The sequence below is a fragment of the Shewanella sp. 11B5 genome, assembly GCF_002836795.1.
Taxonomy (GTDB): domain Bacteria; phylum Pseudomonadota; class Gammaproteobacteria; order Enterobacterales; family Shewanellaceae; genus Shewanella; species Shewanella frigidimarina.
This window is the reverse complement of record NZ_PJAP01000853.1, coordinates 1-3582: the sequence shown is the minus strand read 5'-3', so window position 1 is coordinate 3582 and position 3582 is coordinate 1. Positions and strand designations below refer to the sequence as shown.

The 3582-nt window shown below is 39.0% G+C and carries 4 protein-coding genes and 1 pseudogene; all 5 read right to left on the bottom strand.

The window, feature by feature from the left end:
* Positions 1–665, bottom strand: a pseudogene (locus CXF78_RS17145) (chemotaxis protein); the annotation flags it as partial.
* 10 nt (positions 666–675) lie between these two features.
* Entirely contained in the window at positions 676–1287 is a 612-nt protein-coding gene (locus tag CXF78_RS17140; RefSeq protein ID WP_011635825.1) for an SCO family protein, read from the bottom strand.
* Between the two features lie 255 nt (positions 1288–1542).
* Positions 1543–2136, bottom strand: coding sequence for an FMN-dependent NADH-azoreductase (locus tag CXF78_RS17135; protein WP_011635824.1), 594 nt, complete (start codon positions 2134–2136; stop codon positions 1543–1545).
* Positions 2137–2289: 153 nt separating this feature from the next.
* Positions 2290–2784 (bottom strand): thioesterase domain-containing protein, encoded by a 495-nt coding sequence (locus CXF78_RS17130; RefSeq protein ID WP_011635823.1) that lies wholly within the window; start codon positions 2782–2784, stop codon positions 2290–2292.
* A 69-nt stretch (positions 2785–2853) separates the two neighbouring features.
* Positions 2854–3291: a D-aminoacyl-tRNA deacylase gene (dtd, locus tag CXF78_RS17125; RefSeq protein WP_011635822.1), complete on the bottom strand. Its 438-nt coding sequence runs from the start codon at positions 3289–3291 to the stop codon at positions 2854–2856.
* Positions 3292–3582 lie beyond the last annotated feature (291 nt).

Sequence of the window (3582 nt, the reverse complement as noted above, 5' to 3'; positions counted from 1 at the left end):
AACAATTGCGATAACTCTTCCAGCATCAAATTAAATGAGATTTCTGCATGAGTATCAGCTGAAGCTAAACGCATAGATAAATCTTTATTTGCTGATATCTGTTCAATAGCCCCTGCAATACGTTGATTAGCCAGTGAATCAGTACGCATAAATAAGGCGATTCGGATGAGGATAAAGGTTTCAGTCGCGGCAAATAAAGCATGGACTAACATTATGGTCCAGTTACAATTACCGGCAAAAATCATTAACTGTGTACCTAGTACTTCAATATCTTGTAATTGAATATAGGTCATAAGAATATGGTGTATTGCCACCGTCAACAAAGCAGCCAATAATGGCTGCCAGCGTAAATAAATAAGAAATACGCCCATGGTGGCAAAGATATGAAAGTGCATTTCAATCATACCCATTTGGCTTTGAATCAGTAATCCTGACACCGTCATCATAATTACTGCACCAACTATCGCAAATAACTCAGTCCCTTTCAGCAAGCTGTAACTCAACTGTACTATAACTAAAATAGCTATCGCTGCAGTAATACTAAAAGTCAGCATTTGGGCACCAAAAAATCCACTGACGACTAATAATGGGGCCTGCAACATCAACAACCGATAGATATATAAATCATGTTTTTTGAGTAATGTTACAGTTTGAGCATCATTCATATATTTAAACCTAAAGTTGAGATGAAATAATATGGTTAAGATCAATCAACATCTTGGATATTGAAAGTTGTTTAGCCGTATAAATACGTGCGATTTGTCCATTTGGATTCAACAAAAATAGATTGCCAACATGATTGATGGTGGCGAGTTGCCGATTGATATTGTCCGATAAGCGCAATTCAAGTTGATGTAAATCTGACTCGGACAATGACGCACTGACAAAATGCGTAGAGCGTGCATCGATCACCGCTTGGCGCAAGGCTAATGTGTCGTTATCAGGGTCAATAGTCACAAATAGAAATTGAACCTCAGCTTTATTAAACGAAGCATCCTGCTCTATTCGTTGTTCAAGTTGATTTAATTGCTCAATACGTATTGGACAAATTTCTGAGCACGACAAAAAGCCCAAAAATAAATAGGTATACGTTCCCGCGGACGTAGGGTACTGGTGAACTTGTTGATTAACGTCTTGCCACCGAAAATGAATCTGCTGGCTATCACTAGTGGTAATTCCATAGCTCTGCGAACCTGAATCCCATTGATTAATCAACATCAATATAGGAACAAGACTCACAGCGAGCAGAATTAAAGCTGACGCGATGACAATTTTGTTTATTTTCATAAAATAGAAACAACAATATGACGGCTTTTCAACGATAAGCTTGAGGGCTTTTGGTAATGAATCTACATTTTGAAAAGTAAAGTTGGCATCAAACTAGATACTGATAATAAGGTCTATACGTGGCAAATTATGTTGTTGATCAACAAAATGACAAAAAATCACAAAATAAAAAACGCTTAATGCTCCTTTAAATGTCAAAGGTGCATTAAACGTTTAGTTTTCAAACCAGCGACTTAACTTAAGCCGCTGTATTTATTAAAGTGTTATTGCATCAATAGCAAGCTTAGCTTGGCTAATGCCTGTTTCTGCTGCATCAGGGCCCATATTTAATGCTTCTGCATAAATGGTTTCGACGTTGTTAATCCCAATAAAGCCCAGCACAGTTGTTAAGTAAGGTACCACATGGTCTGTAGGGCCGCCTTTATGCGCTCCACCACGAGTAGTCACAATAATGGCACGCTTACCTTCGATTAAACCAACAGCTCCGGTATCGGTGTAAGTAAACGTCACACCGGCACGGGCGATCAAATCGATCCAATTTTTTAACGTTGTCGGTATACCAAAGTTGTACATCGGCGCAGCGATAATAATGGTGTCATGAGCTTTAATTTCAGCGACTAATTCATCCGATAGCGCGAGTGCAGATAATTGACGTTCAGAAAGATTATCACCGCCGCGTAAACCTGAAGCTAGCTCACCATCTAACATTGGTAATGTATTTTCACCTAAATCACGCACTTTAATTTGCGCACCTTTACTGCTCCATTGTTGATTTAAATAATCAACTAATGCTGAAGACTGTGAATAACTGCCTAGAATGCTTGATTTTAAAATTAGTACTTTTGCCATTGTTAAGTCTCACCCATATGTTTGTTGGGTCATATGCTATGTGCCTGACCAATGCAGTTAGTATATTTGCCTATAAAAAAGAATAATAGCGTAATAATTTTGCAATTATATTCGATAAAATCGAAATGTATTTACATGTTCAACGCGCATATTTTAATCAATGCTAATATTTTTTGGCGGTAAAGACACAAATTGCCCGGTAAACGTAGCACACATAATGTCATCACAATATAACGCCACTTCTAAAGTGATTTTTACTCGTCGGCCTCGGTTTAATGGATTCAAATCAGTATAGGGCCAAATAACTTTGGCATAAGGCTGTTTAGTCACCGGTTTTAAATATCTGACTTTTGCATCAGCTAACACGATATCACCGTGAGCCTGTGATAATTGCTGCTGTAACCACACCATTCCCCAGCCGGTTAACGTCATTAAAGTATAAATGCTGCCAGCAAACATGGTGTGATGTAAATTAACGTTGGGCTCTAAAGGTGCTGTGACTTGTAGGCTATCGCCATTAAACAACACTGGTTTAATGTTCATAAATTGACTAACAGGAATCGTACTGTGCCAAGTTTCACACAAGGTCTGCAGTAAAGCTGTTACCTTGGCATCTGATTGCGCTTCTGTGAATGAAATATCAAGCATAACGGCATCCCTCCGATGATGACTGGTTAACCTCAGCTGACAATAATTGAATGGTAATAAATTATGGCCTTATACCTGCAAATTAAAGGTCACAGGGCCATCATTAACCAACTCAACCTGCATATCTGCACCAAATTGCCCCGTCTGTGTCATAACCCCTTGTTGGCGACAATACTCGACAAAAGCTAGATAAAGGCGATCGGCTTGTTCTGGGGTTGCTGCGCACGAAAAACTGGGTCTTAAGCCTTTGCCAGTATCCGCAGCTAAGGTAAATTGTGACACCACCAATAATTGCCCACCGACTTGAGCCAGATTAAGATTCATTTTGCCATCTTCATCACTAAACACCCGATAATTAATGACTTTTGTAGCTAACTTAACCATTTTCTCAATATTATCTTCGCGCTCTATGCCTAGTAATACTAACAAGCCTTGGTCAATTTTGCCGACTATTGTATTGTCTACCGACACTGATGCACGTTTAACTCGTTGAATTAATGCAATCATAACTGCCTTAAAATATGTTTTTGAGTAGTCGTTATTCGATCCACAATATTGGTCGCCAATACATGGCGACCTTGTTTAGCTAAGGTTATTGGCGCGCACTTTCCTGTGGAACAGGCTGTAACGGAATCAATTAAATACATTCGTAGTAGTTATGATTTATCAGACGGAACCGATTTATCAACCACGATAGGATCATGCACATTGTTGACATGCTCGTCTTCCGTTTCAGCAAATATTTCCGCTTTTAGATCTTCCGCTATAACAGCCAAACTCTCCAGATACTCTGGTAAA

Coding starts and splice junctions, on each gene's coding strand:
- CXF78_RS17140 (WP_011635825.1), bottom strand. CDS start 1,287: ATGAAAATAAACAAAATTGTCATCGCGTCAGCTTTAATTCTGCTCGCT.
- CXF78_RS17135 (WP_011635824.1), bottom strand. CDS start 2,136: ATGGCAAAAGTACTAATTTTAAAATCAAGCATTCTAGGCAGTTATTCA.
- CXF78_RS17130 (WP_011635823.1), bottom strand. CDS start 2,784: ATGCTTGATATTTCATTCACAGAAGCGCAATCAGATGCCAAGGTAACA.
- dtd (WP_011635822.1), bottom strand. CDS start 3,291: ATGATTGCATTAATTCAACGAGTTAAACGTGCATCAGTGTCGGTAGAC.